At 58.4% G+C, this 15,165-nt stretch carries 15 protein-coding genes; 6 read left to right on the top strand and 9 right to left on the bottom strand.

Annotated features, from left to right (window positions below; translation table 11 throughout):
- Positions 1 to 385 (bottom strand): RidA family protein (locus tag D6877_RS14355; protein ID WP_130911223.1); only part of this gene is annotated, 385 nt, incomplete at its 3' end.
- A 339-nt stretch (positions 386 to 724) separates the two neighbouring features.
- Here D6877_RS14355 and D6877_RS14350 point away from each other — a divergent pair.
- Complete coding sequence (locus D6877_RS14350; RefSeq protein WP_130911222.1) at positions 725 to 1,909, top strand: ATP-binding protein; 1,185 nt, start codon at positions 725 to 727, stop codon at positions 1,907 to 1,909.
- Positions 1,910 to 2,052: 143 nt separating this feature from the next.
- Here the strand turns inward: D6877_RS14350 and cyoE are convergent, their stop codons facing one another.
- From cyoE to hmpA, 7 genes are all read right to left on the bottom strand, one after another.
- The gene (gene cyoE / locus D6877_RS14345) at positions 2,053 to 2,940 is read right to left on the bottom strand and encodes a heme o synthase (RefSeq protein WP_016773305.1); all 888 of its coding nucleotides are present in this window, start codon (positions 2,938 to 2,940) and stop codon (positions 2,053 to 2,055) included.
- Between the two features lie 10 nt (positions 2,941 to 2,950).
- Positions 2,951 to 3,286 carry a cytochrome o ubiquinol oxidase subunit IV gene (cyoD, locus tag D6877_RS14340; protein ID WP_130911221.1) on the bottom strand — a complete coding sequence of 112 codons (336 nt, stop codon included), beginning with the start codon at positions 3,284 to 3,286 and terminating at the stop codon, positions 2,951 to 2,953.
- Entirely contained in the window at positions 3,286 to 3,909 is a 624-nt protein-coding gene (gene cyoC / locus D6877_RS14335; RefSeq protein WP_016773303.1) for a cytochrome o ubiquinol oxidase subunit III, read from the bottom strand. Before cyoC ends, cyoD begins: the two co-directional genes overlap by 1 nt.
- Before the next feature lie 3 nt (positions 3,910 to 3,912).
- Entirely contained in the window at positions 3,913 to 5,943 is a 2,031-nt protein-coding gene (gene cyoB, locus D6877_RS14330) for a cytochrome o ubiquinol oxidase subunit I (RefSeq protein ID WP_130911220.1), read from the bottom strand.
- 3 nt (positions 5,944 to 5,946) lie between these two features.
- Positions 5,947 to 6,888 (bottom strand): ubiquinol oxidase subunit II, encoded by a 942-nt coding sequence (cyoA, locus tag D6877_RS14325; RefSeq protein ID WP_130911219.1) that lies wholly within the window; start codon positions 6,886 to 6,888, stop codon positions 5,947 to 5,949.
- Positions 6,889 to 7,715: 827 nt separating this feature from the next.
- Entirely contained in the window at positions 7,716 to 8,225 is a 510-nt protein-coding gene (locus D6877_RS14315) for a disulfide bond formation protein B (protein WP_016773299.1), read from the bottom strand.
- Between the two features lie 223 nt (positions 8,226 to 8,448).
- Complete coding sequence (gene hmpA / locus D6877_RS14310; RefSeq protein WP_130911218.1) at positions 8,449 to 9,630, bottom strand: NO-inducible flavohemoprotein; 1,182 nt, start codon at positions 9,628 to 9,630, stop codon at positions 8,449 to 8,451.
- Between the two features lie 163 nt (positions 9,631 to 9,793).
- Here hmpA and norR point away from each other — a divergent pair, with 163 nt between their 5' ends.
- From norR to D6877_RS14285, 5 genes are all read left to right on the top strand, one after another.
- Positions 9,794 to 11,356 (top strand): nitric oxide reductase transcriptional regulator NorR, encoded by a 1,563-nt coding sequence (gene norR / locus D6877_RS14305; protein ID WP_130911217.1) that lies wholly within the window; start codon positions 9,794 to 9,796, stop codon positions 11,354 to 11,356.
- Positions 11,357 to 11,712: 356 nt separating this feature from the next.
- Positions 11,713 to 12,615, top strand: coding sequence for a chemotaxis protein (locus D6877_RS14300; protein ID WP_016773296.1), 903 nt, complete (start codon positions 11,713 to 11,715; stop codon positions 12,613 to 12,615).
- 3 nt (positions 12,616 to 12,618) lie between these two features.
- On the top strand, positions 12,619 to 13,101 hold the full coding sequence (locus tag D6877_RS14295) for a GNAT family N-acetyltransferase (protein ID WP_130911216.1): 483 nt from the start codon (positions 12,619 to 12,621) through the stop codon (positions 13,099 to 13,101).
- A 156-nt stretch (positions 13,102 to 13,257) separates the two neighbouring features.
- The gene (locus D6877_RS14290) at positions 13,258 to 13,584 is read left to right on the top strand and encodes a hypothetical protein (RefSeq protein ID WP_130911215.1); all 327 of its coding nucleotides are present in this window, start codon (positions 13,258 to 13,260) and stop codon (positions 13,582 to 13,584) included.
- An 83-nt stretch (positions 13,585 to 13,667) separates the two neighbouring features.
- Complete coding sequence (locus tag D6877_RS14285) at positions 13,668 to 14,417, top strand: YkgJ family cysteine cluster protein (protein WP_130911214.1); 750 nt, start codon at positions 13,668 to 13,670, stop codon at positions 14,415 to 14,417.
- Positions 14,418 to 14,546: 129 nt separating this feature from the next.
- On the opposite strand, the gene D6877_RS14280 is transcribed toward D6877_RS14285, so the two are convergent.
- On the bottom strand, positions 14,547 to 14,786 hold the full coding sequence (locus tag D6877_RS14280; protein WP_016773292.1) for a hypothetical protein: 240 nt from the start codon (positions 14,784 to 14,786) through the stop codon (positions 14,547 to 14,549).
- Positions 14,787 to 15,165: the final 379 nt, after the last annotated feature.

Below are 15,165 nucleotides of genomic sequence, written 5' to 3'. Positions count from 1 at the left end.
GCACATGGCTGAAGACATCCGAAGCGCCGTTGGCCACTTCGCTCAGGTCGACAAAGTCGGCGGTCGACTTCACATACACCGTGACCCGCAACAACGCACGAATCTTGTCCAGCGAACCCACCGCATCGACGATGAGCGCCAGGCAACGCATGGCGCTGATACTTGCTGCGGCCTGCGCATCCTTGAGATTCAATTCCAGCCCCACGCGACCGGGATACAGAATCTTGCCATTGACCCTCGGCACCATGCCGCTGATGTACAGCTCATCGTGATGACGGATCAGCGGCGCGTAATTGCCACCGGCGCTGTTCTCGCCATAGATGTCGTAGTTGAGCTCTTCGGCGAGGGCGATAAATCGCTCATCGCCGGTCATCCGTTCGGTCATTGCGCCCAGCCTTTTTGAGTTAAGCCAATTTGTTTAGCCAGATGAGGGCCGCATCAGACTCACTGACATGCCGTTGACATATTTGGATCCAAATCTAGGTCTTTTACTTGAACTGCGCAACCAGCCAATACAAAGGCCAGTTTCAAAGCACTTCGGCTCTCCCGCCACACTAATGCCAGTCGGCGGGGCATATCGCTACGATTGTGTCCATCCGATAGCAAACCTAATGTCCTGGAAAAGCGACAGACAATCCAACCCGTGGCTAAGCACTTAGCTACTTATTTGCGGTTATAGGTGCTTTCCGCTATAACCATGAATAATTCCGTATGAGATCTAGCTGTGGACAAGAATACCAACCCCTTCAACCCCGGAGCAGGTGTTTCCCCACCCGAATTAGCGGGCCGATCGGAAGTACTCGAAACGGCAGAGACTGCATTGGCTCGCACAAAGCGCGGCAAGCACGCAAAATCCTTGATGATATTGGGCCTACGCGGTGTCGGAAAAACGGTACTTCTGAATCAGATCAAAGATCGAGCTTTGGCATTGGGTTATCTCGCCGAAATGCAGGAGGCCCATGACGGTGCGGAGTTGAAACAGCTCTTGATTCCGGTGTTACGCCGCGTGCTGTTGCGTTTGGATCGAGTGCAGAACACGGTCGAGACGGTCAAAAGAGGGATACGCATACTTCGTAGCTTTATCGGCAATATCACCATCGCGGCGGGCGGGGCCGAAGTTACGCTTGGCGGAGACTCCGAAGCCGGCTATGCCGACAGTGGCAATCTGGAAGATGATCTCCGTGACGTTCTGATAGCAACAGCGGAGGCCGCGAGGGACGCAGGGAAACCAGTCGCCATTTTGATTGATGAATTACAGTATCTTTCCAAAGATGAGCTTGGCGCGCTTATCCGCGGCATCCACGCGGTCAACCAGGCAGCTCTCCCTCTGATTCTTTTTGGCGCGGGTCTTCCACAGCTTGCGGGCCAAGCAGGCGATGCGAAAAGTTATGCGGAGCGACTATTCGAATTTCCTCGTCTGGGCGCTCTCTTAGAGACAGATGCCTGGAAAGCCTTGCGTGATCCTGTTGAAGAAGAAGGCGCCAGTATCTCTGACGACGCATTGCGTGAGATTTTTGAAAAAACCCACGGCTATCCCTATTTTTTGCAGGAGTGGGGCTATACCGCTTGGAACATTGCCAAAGCACCGACCATAACCGAGGCCGATGCGCAGGCAGCGACAGAGGAAAGCATCCGTAAACTTGACGAGTCGTTTTTCAGGGTCCGCTTTGATCGCACCACGCCGGCTGAAAGGGACTACATGCGTTGCCTTGCCGAGTTGGGAGAGGGACCGCAACGCTCTGCTGACGTAGCCAAAGCGCTGGGGCGAAACGCTACGAGCCTGGGCCCCGTACGCGATAGCCTGATCAAAAAGGGCATGATCTACAGTCCCGAGTACGCACTGATAGCATTCACCGTTCCGTTGTTCGATGAATTTATGAGGCGTGTGACTGCCTCACCACTTACATAAACGTCGCATTAGTCACACACCCCTCAAGCCGCCACCACAAGCTGTTGGGCCAAGGAGCAGGCAAATCGGCACACTCCAGGCCAGCCAACAAAAAACCCCGCACATCTCTCAACGTGCGGGGTTTTTCCTGAAGCTTGCGAACCTTACGGCGCGTACGTCAGCAGCAGCTCTGTCGGTACCTTGAAGTCCAGGGACATCATGACGCTCAACGCAGTGATGGTGAAGATCGAGAACACGAACAGCTTGCGTGCCCAGACGGTGTCATCAACTGCCTTGTAGCCGGTCCAGGCCATGTACAGCCAGTACATGCCCATGGCGGCGGCGACGGCGAGGTAGCTCATGCCGGCGTAGCCGCTGAAGGTCAGCATCAAGGTCGCCACGAGGAACGCCAGGATGTAGAGCAGGATGTGCTTCTTCGCCACTTGAATGCCGCGTTTCACTGGCAGTACCGGAATCGATGCGGCCAGGTAATCGTTGAAACGGAAAATCGCGATGGCGTAGGAATGCGGCATCTGCCACAGGCTGAACATCACCAGCAGGGTCAGTGCGGCCATGTCGAAGCTGTTGGTCACGGCAACGTAACCGATCACTGGCGGCATGGCGCCCGACAGACTGCCCACCAGCGTGCCGTGAACCGACTTGCGCTTGAGGTACAGGCTGTAGAAGCCGACGTAGATGATAAAGCCGATTACTGCGAACAAGGCAGCCAACGGGTTGGCCACCTTGTACAACAAGGCAACGCCGAGAACACCCAGAATGGTCGCGTAAACCAGGGCCAGTTTCAGGGAGATGAGGCCCTGGACCAGCACACGGTTCTTGGTGCGTTCCATCTTCAGGTCGATGTCGCGGTCGATGCAGTTGTTGAACACGCAACCGGAGGCCACGACCAGGGAAGTACCGATCATGGCGGCCAGAAACACCGCCAGATCGACATGCCCTTTCGAGGCCAGGAAGAACCCGCCTGCCACAGAAAGCACGTTACCGAAAATGATCCCCGGTTTGGTGATTTGGATAAAGTGCTTGAGCGACATCGGGTCTACCTCACTTCGCCATCATGTACGTGTGGATGCTGAACATGATCCACAGCGACAGGCCAACCAGCAGCACGATCACGATCGCCGTAAAGACGAATGCGATCACGTTGTTACGCTGTGCAATGGAACGGTCCAGGTGCAGGAAGTAATACAGGTGAACGATCACCTGGATCACTGCGAACAGCAGAACGATTGCCAGTGTCGTCGACTTCGGCAGGGTCGGGTACATCACCAGACAGAACGGAATGACGGTCAGGATTACCGACAGGATGAAGCCGATGGCGTACGACTTGACGCTGCCGTGGCCAGCATCGTGGCTGTCATGGGAGTGTGCATTAGCCATTACAGAGTCCCCATCAGGTAAACAACGGTGAAGACGCAGATCCAGACCACGTCCAGGAAGTGCCAGAACAGGCTCAGGCAGCTCAGACGGGTCTTGTTGGTCGACGTCAGGCCATGCTTGTTGACCTGATACATCATGATGCCCATCCAGATCAGACCGGCCGAAACGTGCAGACCGTGGGTACCGACCAGGGTGAAGAACGCCGACAGGAAGCCCGAACGGCTAGGACCGAAGCCCTCGGAGATCAGCAGGTGGAACTCGTTGATCTCCATGGCGATGAAGCCCGCGCCGAGCAGGAAGGTCATGAACAACCAGCCCAGGACCGCCTGCTTCTTGCCCTTGTACAACGCCAGCATGGCGAAGCCGTAGGTGATCGAACTGAACAACAGCAGAGCGGTTTCGCCCAGCACGTATGGCAGTTCGAAGATGTCGTGGCCCGACGGGCCACCGGCAACGTTGTTTACCAGTACTGCGTACACCGCGAAGATCGACGCAAACAGAATGCAGTCGGTCATCAGGTAGAGCCAGAAACCGTATACGGTCATCTCGCCCGAGTCGTGGTGATGGTCATCGTGCCCATGGTCACCATGGGCGTGTCCAACATTGGTCACTAAGTTCGACATGGTTTAAGCCTGTTCCAACGAGGTTTCAACACGGGTGGCATTGGCCGGGATTTTCCCTGCCGCGACCAGACGCTTGTGCTGCTCGGCTTCGATACGCTCGATCGTTTCAACCGGAACCATATAGCCCTGGTCGTCACGTGCAGCGTGGATCACGAAGTAAACGACGGTGCCCACCAGGCTCGCGATCGCCAGCCACCAGATGTGCCAGATCATCGCGAAACCGAAGACGGTCAACAGCGCGCCCATCACCACGCCAGTGGCGGTGTTGTTCGGCATGTGGATCGGCTCGTACTTGGCCGGACGCTGGTACGCAGTACCGTTTTCCTTGGCTTCGGTGAACGGGTCGATGCAGTCAGCCTTAGGCAGCACAGCGAAGTTGTAGAACGGTGGTGGCGACGAGGTCGACCATTCCAGGGTGTGTGCATTCCACGGGTCACCGTGATCGCAAACGTTCTCTGGCTTGTTGCGGTCACGCACACTGACGTACAGCTGGATCAGCTGGCAGGCGATACCGGCAGCAATCATCACCGCACCGAACATGGCAACGTACAGGTACGGTACCCACTCAGGGTTGGTGGTGGCGTTCAGACGACGGGTCATGCCCATGAAGCCCAGTGCATAGAGCGGCATGAACGCGACGAAGAAGCCCGAGATCCAGAACCAGAACGCTGCTTTACCCCAGCCTTCGTGCAGCTTGAAGCCGAACGCTTTCGGGAAGTAGAACGCGAAGCCAGCGATGTAACCGAATACCGCACCGCCAATGATCACGTTGTGGAAGTGCGCGATCACGAACAGGCTGTTGTGCAGCACGAAGTCAGCACCCGGGATGGCCAGCAGTACGCCGGTCATGCCGCCGATGGCGAAGGTCACCATGAAGCCCAGAGTCCACATTACCTGGCTGGTGAAGCGCAGACGGCCCTGGTAGATGGTGAACAGCCAGTTGAACAGCTTCACACCCGTCGGGATGGAAATCAGCATCGTCGCCAGACCGAAGAAGGCGTTGACGCTTGCACCCGAACCCATGGTGAAGAAGTGGTGCAGCCAGACCATGAAGCCCAGTACCGAGATCGCGCCCGAGGCGTAGATCATCGAGTGGTGGCCGAACAGTTTCTTGCCGGTGAACGCCGAGATCACTTCCGAGAAGATGCCGAATGCCGGCAGGATCAGGATGTAAACCTCAGGGTGGCCCCAGGCCCAGAACAGGTTGACGTACATCATCGGATTGCCACCAAGTTCATTGGTGAAAATGTGGAAATCCATGTAACGGTCAAGGGTCAGCAGTGCCAGGGTAGCGGTCAGGATCGGGAACGAAGCCACGATCAGAACGTTTGCCCAGGTGCAGGTCCAGGTGAAGATCGGCATGTCCATCAGTTTCATGCCAGGGGTACGCATTTTCAGTACGGTCGCGAGGAAGTTGACCCCGGTTAACGTCGTACCCAATCCGGATAGCTGTAGCGCCCAGATGTAGTAATCCATACCCACGCCAGGACTGTATTGCAGACCCGACAGCGGCGGATACGCAACCCAACCGGTCTTGGCGAATTCACCGATACCCAGCGACAGGTTGATCAGCACAACGCCGGACACCAGCAGCCAGAAGCTCAGGGAGTTCAGGAACGGGAACGCAACGTCACGCGCGCCGATCTGCAGCGGCACTGCAAGGTTCATCAGGCCGGTGAAGAATGGCATCGCCATGAAGATGATCATGATCACACCGTGAGCGGTGAAGATCTGGTCATAGTGTTCAGGTGGCAGGTAGCCAGGCGAACCCTCGGTGGCCATGGCCAGCTGGGTACGCATCATGATCGCGTCGGCAAAGCCGCGCAGCAGCATGACCATGGCGACGACGATGTACATCACGCCGATTTTCTTGTGGTCGACCGAAGTCAGCCACTCGGTCCACAGGTACGTCCACTTCTTGAAGTAAGTGATCGCAGCGAACAGCGCCAGACCGCCGAGGGCGATCATGGCGATGGTCACCATCACGATCGGCTCGTGGAATGGGACTGCTTCCCAACTTAATTTACCAAACATCGTTTACTCCTCTGCCCCGGCAGCTGAATGCGAACCCGCGTCAATATCCGTGGCCGCCACTTCTTTCTCTTTCTTCTCGTGCTTCAGCGGCTTGCCCGGCTTCATACCTTCGTACTTGTCGACGATGATCTGGAACTGGTTCGGCGTGACCGACGAGTAGAGTTCGACTGGGTTGTTCTGGCTCGGTTTGGCCAGGGCCGCGTATTCAGCCTGATCAAGCTGTTTAGGCGACTTCTTGACTTCACTTACCCAGGCGTCGAAATCTTCCTGAGTGGTGGAGATAGCCTTGAATTTCATACCGGTGAAACCGGCACCGCTGTAGTTGGCGGAGATACCGTCCATTTCAGCGTTGCGGTCAGCGATCAGGTGCAGCTTGGTCTGCATGCCCGCCATCGCGTAGATCTGGCCGCCCAGGCCCGGGATGAAGAACGAGTTCATCACGGCATCGGAGGTGATCTTGAAGTTGATTGGCGTGTGCGCCGGGAACACGATCTTGTTGACCGTGGCAATGCCTTGTTCCGGGTAGATGAACAGCCACTTCCAGTCCAGCGCGACGACTTCGATGGTCACCGGCTTGACGTCAGACTCGATCGGACGATACGGGTCCAGCTCGTGAGTCGAGATGTAAGTGATGTAACCCAGGGCGATGATGATCAGCACCGGGATGGTCCATACGGCCACTTCGATCTTGGTCGAGTGCGACCACTTCGGCGTGTAGACGGCGTTCTTGTTCGAAGCGCGGTACTTCCAGGCAAACAGGAAGGTCATGATGATGACCGGCACGACGACCAACAGCATCAGCAGCGTGGCGGTGATGATCAGGTTGCGCTGTTCCAGGCCGACCTGGCCCGTTGGATTGAGCAAGGTCATGTTGCAGCCTCCCAGCAACAACGTGCCGAGCAGCGGCACTAGGCCTAGTAATCTGGGGTACCTGTTTTTACTCATCTCACGACCTCTAAAGCAGCTTGCGCAATGCAGTTGGGTTTTGATCGCCAACACTTCACCCTGCCAAGGGTTGGCATTTTCTTTGGATTGAATAAGGGCCGCCCGTCGCGCGTTACACGCTCGACAAAACCTTGGGACAGCGTTCAGTTCTTATTCGAATTCGTGGTCAAAGGCCTTGTTACAGACCAATTCCATTTGGTGCGGAAAATTGGAAAGGCACCGACACCAGGGTGTCTTGAAAACCTCGCGGCTCGCTCGACACCCGACCTCCTGATCAGTTCCTTGATAAAGGCTGAACAGCGCCGGGAATTCAGTGCGGGCGATTGTAGATAGGTAGCGCCCTATACACCATGTCTTATCCCGAAATAATTTTTATCACTCAGAGCAACAATCCATCGCCATTTTTGCAAAAGTTGCGCAAGTTATCGAAAGCATTTCTCAATAAAAGCGGCAAAATCTGCCAGCGTAACCGCCTCAAATCAGACAGCTCTGCACCCGATCTACAAACGCTGGGGCGGCGCAAAGCCCGATGTTCCAAGGGCTTCGCCCATCTGCCGGCGCCTGTTAAAACTGCCTGCTCTGGTACGTCCGTGCTCAAGCCCGAAAACACTAAAACTGGCCAATGTTTTTATGTAACAGGCGGCCAATCCGCCGCTTCCCGAGTCCCTGCGACAGCCCCTGTGTGACAACATGTCGCACATTTGCCGCACGCTTCATTGCCGTTCGTCACGGTGTTTTCACAAACGCCCTGAAATGCAAAACGCCCCGATTTTCATCAACGAAAATCGGGGCGTTTTGTTTATCGGCAGGTGCGCGCAGAAGTTGACTCAGCGCAGCGCTTTTCGATTTCGCGAAGTCAGCAGCGGCACCAGAATCACCACCAGCACGAACGCCACCAGCGCCCATTGCGCCAGCGACAGACCGAGGATCGGTGGATACGGCGTCGAGCAGAAACCGTCGACCTGGAAGCCCAGCGGGAAGATCTTTGCCAGCGGCAGATCATCGACAATCGGCTGCAGCACATCGACGCCACAGCTCACCGCCGGATAGAACTGCGTATAGACGTGATGCCCGGCCACACCGGCCCCGGCAATCGCACAGATCACCACCAGCGTCTCGAACACGGTGATGCTGCGACGGCTGCGCATGCCCGCGCCAATGAAGGCGAACAGTGCAATCAGCAACAGTGCATAGCGCTGCAGAATGCACAGCGGGCAAGGTGCTTCGCCGAGCACGACCTGCATGTAAAGTGCGCCGCCGATCAACGCCAGGCAGATGATCCCCAGCAACACCAGATAGCGCCGCTCACGCCCCAACCGCATCGTTTCCTCGCTCATTGCCTTTCCTTTGTAAGTCCATGGTCCAGCCGGCCGGCGGCTGAAATTGTCGCAAGTCTACACCGGGGCAATAAACGATAGAGCGGTTAAGGAATGATTAACCAACATGGCTTTTGCGGCGCGCAGAAGATTCGCGAGCAGGCTCGCTCCCACAATGGATCTGCGTCGAACGCAAATCCGGTGGGAGCGAGCCTGCTCGCGAACGACACAACTCGGTCTCGGATCACTCCAGAGCAGCAGCCGGCCCGAAGAACTCGTAACGGCTCTGTTTCTCCGGCACGCCCAACGCTTTCAGATGCCGTTTGATCGCGCCCATGAACCCCTTCGGTCCCAAGAAGTAAGCATCGACATCACGCTGCGCCGGCAGCCACTGGCCGAGCAGTTCTTCGTTGAGCAGGCCAACCTTGTCCGCCGCCGGGCTGACGCCATCCTCTTCGGCGTAGCAATAGAAGCGCTTGAGTTGCGGATGACGCGCCGCCAGCCCATCGACCCAGTCACGGAACGCGTGGACGCTGCCGTTGCGCGCGCAGTGGATAAAGTGCACCGGACGTTCGGTGGCCAGCGCTGCTTCCAGCATCGCCAGAGTCGGAGTGATGCCGACGCCGCCGCTGATCAGCACCAGCGGCTTGTCGCTGGCCGCCAGGGTGAATTCGCCCGACGGCGGGAACAGTTGGATGCTCGAGCCGACGTGCAGTTGATCATGCAGATAGTTGGACGCGCGGCCATTCGGTTCACGCTTGACGCTGATGCGGTACTGACCGTTATTGGCCAGTGACGACAGCGAATAGTTGCGACGGATTTCTTCGCCGTCGAGGATCAGCTTCATGCCGATGTACTGACCCGGTTCGGCCGCAAGAATCGGCCCTTTGTCTGCCGGTTCGAAGTAGAACGAGGTGATTTCCGCGCTCTCTTGCACTTTCGCCGCGACGATGAACTCTCGCGCACCGCGCCAGCCGCCGACGGCGTGTTCCTTCTGGTCATAGATCGCGGTTTCCGCGCCGATCAGGATGTCGGCCAGTTGCCCGTACGCAGCGCCCCAGGCACTCATCACCTCAGGCGTGGCGATCTCTTCGCCGAGCACTTCGGAAATGGCGCGCAACAGGCAGGTTCCGACGATCGGGTAGTGCTCTGGCAGAATCTGCAGGGCCACATGCTTGTTGATGATCTTCGCCACCAGATCGCCCAACTGGTCGAGCTGATCGATGTGCCGGGCGTACATCAGCACGCCGTTGGCCAAGGCACGCGGCTGATCGCCACTGGCCTGATGCGCCTGGTTGAACAGCGGCCGCACCTCTGGGTATTCGGAAAGCATCATGCGGTAAAAATGCGTGATCAACGCCTCGCCGCCGCTTTCCAAGAGAGGCACGGTGGATTTGATGATGGCACGATCCTGGACGCTAAGCATAAGGTGACTCCTGCGCTTCCTCGAAAGATTGCCTTGGGGATATCAGCTTTCGTGCCAACTAATTAACCCTTTAAATTCAATAGCTTGAAATCTGCGTAGTCATTTCGACACAAATGAACGTATAGTCATCGCGACTACACCTTGTCTCTTTGACTACATAACCATGATCGCCAAATCTCTGCTTACCGCCCTGCTGCCTCTGGTCGCCGACCTGTCCCGCGAACTGCCCGAAGGCGAGCGCTACCGGCGTTTGCTCGAGGCCATGCGCGCTTTGTTGCCCTGCGATGCCGCCGCGTTGTTGCGTCTGGATGGCGAGTCACTGGTGCCGCTGGCGGTGGACGGTTTGAGCACCGACACTCTCGGCCGGCGCTTTAAGGTCAGCGAGCACCCGCGTTTTGAAATCCTGCTGGCCGGCGCCGGGCCGACGCGCTTCGCTGCCGACAGCGACTTGCCCGATCCTTACGACGGATTGGTCGATGGCCTCGACGATCATCTTGAAGTTCACGACTGCCTCGGCTGTCCTTTATTCGTCGATGAAAAACTCTGGGGCCTGATCACCCTCGACGCACTGGACCCGGAGCGTTTCGAGCCGATCGAACTCGACGCCCTGCAAGCCTTCGCCAGCCTCGCCTCGGCCACGGTCAATGCCGCCGAACGCATCGAACGTCTGGCCACCCGCGCCGAAGACGAGCATCAGCGCGCCGAGGTTTACCGTCAGGCCAGCGGTCAGCAGAACCGCGAAATGATCGGCCAGAGCAAGGCGCATAAACGTCTGGTGGAAGAAATCAATCTGGTCGGCGGCAGTGATCTGACCGTTCTGATCACCGGCGAAACCGGGGTCGGCAAAGAGCTGGTAGCCCAAGCGATCCACGCCGCCTCCGCGCGCGCCGACAAACCGATGATCAGCCTCAACTGCGCCGCCCTCCCCGACACGCTGGTGGAAAGCGAACTGTTCGGCCACGTGCGCGGCGCCTTCACCGGCGCCACCAGCGACCGGCGCGGCAAGTTCGAACTGGCCAATGGCGGCACGCTGTTTCTCGATGAGGTCGGCGAGCTGTCGCTGACGGTCCAGGCCAAGTTGTTGCGCGTACTGCAGAGCGGTCAGTTGCAGCGCCTGGGTTCGGACAAGGAGCACCAGGTCGACGTGCGTCTGATTGCCGCGACCAATCGCGATCTGGCCGAAGAAGTGCGCAGCGGTCGCTACCGTGCCGACTTCTATCACCGTTTGAGCGTGTATCCGCTGCGAGTGCCGGCGCTGCGTGATCGCGGGCGCGACGTGTTGCTGCTCAGTGGTTTCTTTCTCGAGCAGAACCGCTCGCGCATGGGCCTCAATAGCCTGCGCTTGAACAGTGATGCTCAGGAAGCGCTGCTGGCCTACACCTGGCCGGGGAATGTCCGGGAGCTGGAGCATTTGATCGGGCGCAGTGCGCTGAAGGCGTTGGGCAATTGCAAGGTCAGGCCGAAGATTTTGAGTCTGAGCGCGGCGGATCTGGATTTGCCCCGTGAGGTTGTGGATAACGTGGTTGCGCCTGCCAATGCAGACTTGGCCAATGCAATGCCGATGATCGGTGGTGATTTGCGCAGTGCCACCGATGAGTTTCAGCGGCGCCTGATCAGTGCAGCGCTGGAGCGTCATCAGGATAACTGGGCGAGCGCGGCGCGAGAGTTGGGGGTGGATCGGGCGAATCTGGGGCGGATGGCCAAGCGTTTGGGGATGAAAGATTGATAGATGACGGCCAAGAGCCAAATGCCCCTCACCCCAGCCCTCTCCCAAAGGGAGAGGGAGCCGATTGGGGGATATTGGAGAACTCCGTCGACCTGAACGTGATTTACCGAATCCATAACCTGACCGGCTCCTGTGCGCTAGTCGATTCAAGCTCTTCGAATCCATAATCGACTCGTTTTTTCAGGTCGATGTATGACGCGCGACACCTCGGTCGGCCCCCTCTACCTCCGGGAGAGGGCTGGGGTGAGGGGCTTTTGATCTGTGACGACAAACTAAAGCCCACCCCATTCAAGCCGATAACCCGGCATCAAAGGTTTCTGGCGATTTCCACTCTCGCCCATCCACAGAAGGTTCTTATGTCCTCAACCAAAGCCCGCGCAGATTCACTTTCGCTTCTGCTGTTTACCTTGCGCAGCGGCAAGCTGATGGCGATCAACCTGCTGAAAGTCAGTGAAATCATCCCCTGCCCGCCGCTGACCAAGCTGCCGGAGTCGCACCCGCACGTCAAAGGCATCGCCTCCCTGCGCGGTGCATCGCTGTCGGTGATCGATCTCAGCCGCGCGATCGGCGAGCGGCCGCTGGAAGATCCCAACGGTGGCTGCCTGATCGTCACCGATGTCAGCCGTTCCAAGCAGGGTCTGCATGTGCAGGCGGTGAGCAAGATCGTCCATTGCCTGACCACCGACATCAAGCCGCCACCGTTCGGCTCTGGCGGCTCGCGCGCCTACATCACCGGCGTGACCTCGGTGGACGGTACGCTGGTGCAGGTGCTGGACATCGAAAAAGTCATCCACAGCATCGCCCCGGCGCAGATTGAAATGGCGCCGACCGACCTGACCATGGAAGACGCCGAAGTGCTCGGCAACGCGCGCATTCTGGTAGTCGATGACAGCCAGGTGGCCCTGCAGCAATCGGTGCACACCCTGCGCAACCTCGGCCTGCAATGCCACACCGCGCGCAGTGCCAAGGAAGCCATCGACTGCCTGCTCGACCTGCAAGGCACCGCGCAGCAGATCAACCTGATCGTTTCCGACATCGAAATGTCGGAAATGGACGGCTACGCCTTCACCCGCACCCTGCGCGAGACCCCGGACTTTGCGCACTTGTACGTCTTGCTGCACACCTCCCTCGACAGCGCGATGAACAGTGAAAAGGCGCGGCTGGCCGGTGCCAATGCAGTGCTGACCAAGTTCTCCTCGCCGGAGCTGACCCAACGTCTGATCGAAGCCGCCAAGCACGTCGCGGCCAATGGGCACTGAGTCTTGGCCGAGACGTTTTGCTTTCTGCTGCGGCGCGACTTGAGTGAAGCGGTGCCGGATGCGCAGTGGCCGGACGGGGTTGAGCTGTCCGTCTACCGCGAGGAGCTGGCGCCGGCGGTGCATCAGTTGATGCAGCTTGGACATCTGAAAGGTGGCGGTCGAGCGCCGTCACTGGACGATTGGCGTCAGCGCTTTGCCAGCGACCCTGAATACGACCCTGCGTTGTGTTTCATTGCCTGCGATGCCGAGGGCGTGGTGGGCGTGGCGCAGTGCTGGACCAGTGCGTATATCAAGAATCTGGTGGTGCACCCGCGAATGCAGGGTCGGGGGCTTGGGCGGGCGTTGTTGCTGCATGCCTTTAGCGTCTTTCAACAGCGCCGCGAGGGCTTTGTCGATTTGCGGGTTCTGGAGGACAACCTGCGGGCGCGGCGGTTGTATGAGAGTGTCGGGATGGTTGTGGTCCGCCGGGAATTGGTGCCGGACTGATTAAAGTCAAAAGATCGCAGCCTTCGGCAGCTCCTACAGGAAACCGCATTTCCATGTAGGAGCTGCCGAAGGCTGCGATCTTTTAGCGGTGCCCCAGGCAACAAAACTCTTCAGGCAGACTCCAACCTTGGCCACCCACGACCAAGGACGCCCAATTTGAAAATCCTCACCGCAATCCTGCTCAGCCTCACCGCCCTGGCCTCCCAGGCCCACGCCTCCAGCCCCGACGCCTGGGCCGCCTACGACAAGACCGTGCTCGCCAGTTGCACCAAGGCCAGCGGTCTGAAAAACGTCAAACCGGTCGGCACACCCGCGCAATTCGATGACCGCGTCGGTTACACCGCCGTTCTGCTGCAAGGCCAATACCCGCAAAAACACATGAAAGGCCAGCAAGGCAGCGAGCTGTGCCTGTACAACAAACAGTCGAAAACCGCGTTCGTCAACGAGTGGGATTCGATTCGCCCAACCGCCAAACCTCAGTGAATGGCGCACAACTTGCTTCGACCAGGGCCTGTGCGGTGGTTTTCCGCCACCGTTTCACACCCTGATTGAAGACAGATCGCTTAATGAATACGACGTTTTCCTGCGTAGGTTGCGGCAAATGCTGCACTGACCACCATGTCCCGCTGACGCTGGCCGAAGCGCGGATGTGGGCGGCCGATGGCGGTCAGGTGATCGTGCTGGTCGAGGCGTTTCTCGGCAATGGCCTGGGCCTGCCGGCGCAGCAGCGCGAACATGCCGAGCGCCGTTCGGCAGTGGTCCGCAGTGGCACTGCCGATGCTCACGTGGCGATCACCTTTGCCGCCTACAACGTCGGCCCCTGCCGGAATCTTGACGACGACAAGCGCTGCCGGATCTACGAGCGGCGCCCGCTGGTGTGCCGGATTTACCCGGCGGAAATCAATCCGCACATCCCGCTCAATCCTGCTGCCAAGGATTGCCCACCGGAGTCCTGGGGACAGGGACCGGAGCTGATCGTGGGCGGCGAGTTGGTTGATCGGGAACTGCTGGAGTTGATTCAGCGTTCGCGTCAGGCGGATCGGGATGACATCAGACTCAAGGATGCGATCTGCGCAACGTTGGGGATTCGCACCACGGCGCTCAAGGGCGACGGGTTCACCGCGTACTTGCCGAACATGGATGCCTTTGCGGCAGTGATCGACCAAGTGAGCGCGCAACCGCTGGCGGCGCGAACCAGTGAATGGCTGTTTCATTTGTCTGGCGATGACGTAGCCGGACAGGTACTGGCTGCGGGTGGGCAGGTGGTGACGGAACCGGCGCAGACTTATGCGTTCATTTCATTGCGCGCGGCTTGATCTGACATTTGTGGTGTAGCGGCTGTCGCATTCGCGAGCAGGCTCGCTCCCACATTGGATCTGCGCCAAACACAAAACCTGTGGGAGCGAGCCTGCTCGCGAAGAGGCCAGCACCATCACTTTCCGATGTCAGCGCTTGCCCATCGACCGACGCGTACCCGGCGGCGCCATGCCCGGGGTTTTGGTGTGGCCATTCTTCGCGCCATTCTTGTACCACGGCTGATTCGAGCCTTTCGCCGAGGCAAGCTCGCCCGGCTTGAACGGGAACTTGAACGCCGGGATCTCGGCCTTGGTTTCGCTGGCATCAGCCACTTCAGCCGGGACGTCGCTCACAGCGTCGTCAACCGGCGGTTGGGTCGGGGAAGTCATAAAAGCTCCGGGAACAAAAAGTCGGCCCGATCAGTGAGCCGCAAAGGCGCGCAGTATACCTGTGCGCTCTGGCTCGGCATCTGAAGATTTGCACCGTGCGCTGAACGGTTTTCCCCTCACCCTAACCCTCTCCCTGGGGAGGGGACAGACCGAGTTTTTTACTCGAGGTTCGCCGACAAGGGATACCGAGTCGAACTCAGGTTTGAAAAACCCACAAATCGGCTCCCTCTCCTTGGGGAGAGGGCTGGGCGGGCGGCGTTCCGATGAGGGGCGAATCCAACACAAGACCATCGCCGCACACTGCTACTCCCCATCTATCCAAACGAAACTGACAATCCTGACAGCCAGCCGTCACCCTGCCGACCGCCTGACCGGTTTA

This window comes from Pseudomonas sp. Sample_9 (assembly GCF_004307535.1).
Taxonomy (GTDB): domain Bacteria; phylum Pseudomonadota; class Gammaproteobacteria; order Pseudomonadales; family Pseudomonadaceae; genus Aquipseudomonas; species Aquipseudomonas mercuritolerans.
The sequence above is the reverse complement of the archived record's forward strand: the minus strand, read 5'-3'. Positions and strand labels throughout refer to the sequence as shown.